This is a genomic window from Massilia sp. DJPM01 (assembly GCF_030348125.1).
Classification (GTDB): Bacteria; Pseudomonadota; Gammaproteobacteria; order Burkholderiales; family Burkholderiaceae_D; genus Telluria_A; species Telluria_A frigida.
Genome location: NZ_JAQOZV010000175.1, coordinates 1 through 1,317, shown reverse-complemented (window position 1 = coordinate 1,317; position 1,317 = coordinate 1). Strand labels below are relative to the sequence as shown.

Genomic DNA, 1,317 nt, shown 5'->3' with positions numbered 1-1,317 from the left:
GATTCGAGCTGGCTCTTGGCACGGGTGGCGTCTTGCTGCTTGGTCGACGCTCGGAGGTAGGCGCGAACGAACATGATGAACTCCTTCATAAATATTGATAAAGTCCAATATACACAGTTCTTTTGAAAAAGTCTATTAGACATGGCCTATTTTAATTTCTGCCCGTAGCAGACGCACTTCTACCTTGGTCCACTTTAGGCATACTCAAAATGGACCGGCAGTTTTTTATGCTATGGGAGCCAGACAGGGGTGTGACATCCGAGCTACATCTCTCCATCCCCGGTGTGCCTGACGTGCTGCCGCCCATCAAAGACCTTGGTCTAGGGGGGAAGTCGTTGCTCCTCAACTTGGCAAACTCGACTTAACGTCGCCGGCTGGCAAGCTCATGCTTGCATCGTCGGGCGCAGTAGTGGAGATGGAGCACGACCTGATCGTTGAGGGAACCCAAGCGGGACTTGCACGAGTCAAAACCGAGGTTACGACGCTGGGTCGTCGCCCGAAGATCACGCCAGCAGAGCCGCTTGCAATCGTGGCGGCGTACGAGAAACGTCAAGGCGTGAGCGAACTGGCTAGGGTATACGGTATATCGGGGTCGACGGTGCTCCCCATTGTCAAACCTGCCGACATTGCGCGCGAGAGGGCAGTCTAGTCGAGTTCGACGTACTTCGGGCCTGCATTGCCGAGCGTGAGGTACGCAGGGGCGCGAGCACAAGGCTATGTGCGGGCATGAGCGTCGTGTCGGTTGACGGGGCTAAGCAGTCCCTCTTACGCCGGTCCTGAACGCCCTGGACTCGCTTAGCCGAGATGGGCACTGCTGTGTTGGGAAACAAAAAATGGTGGACGACTGCCGACGACTCCTTTGACCGCCATTCGTATCCGTAGCGCCGCAGCGGGTACGGAAATGCCGATGGGGGGAGGTGGGGGGGGGAGGCAAAGGTTACCCCCCGGTCTACGTGTAGCCGATCGGTATCGTCCTCAAAAATTTTTTTGGCGACGAAATTTTTTTGAAAAGCAACAAGGGATGAAATTTTTCCAATTTGCAACTTCGTGATTGTAGGGGAAGGTGGTGATTTTGGCGACTCCCTTGAAGATTTCTGGCAGTACGCTCACCCTTAAAAAACCTACAAAAAACACAACAAATATTGCATGTGCATAATGCATTAGTGATAACTGTGATAAAATAGACCCCTTCGTGTGGCCCTGCCTGTGCAATAAACCACGACCCGTCCCCAGTCAACTTGCGATATTGGAATAGAGCATGAGTAGAGCTTTGACCGTCTTACGTGACCTCGTTGGGGACCGTCAGCACAATCGCTT

The 1,317-nt window shown here is 53.4% G+C and carries 1 protein-coding gene; it reads left to right on the top strand.

Annotated features, from left to right (window positions below; all coding sequences use genetic code 11):
- The first annotated feature begins 385 nt into the window (after window positions 1-385).
- Window positions 386-649, top strand: a complete 264-nt coding sequence (locus PO883_RS34465; protein WP_289313804.1) for a hypothetical protein — start codon at window positions 386-388, stop codon at window positions 647-649.
- Window positions 650-1,317: the final 668 nt, after the last annotated feature.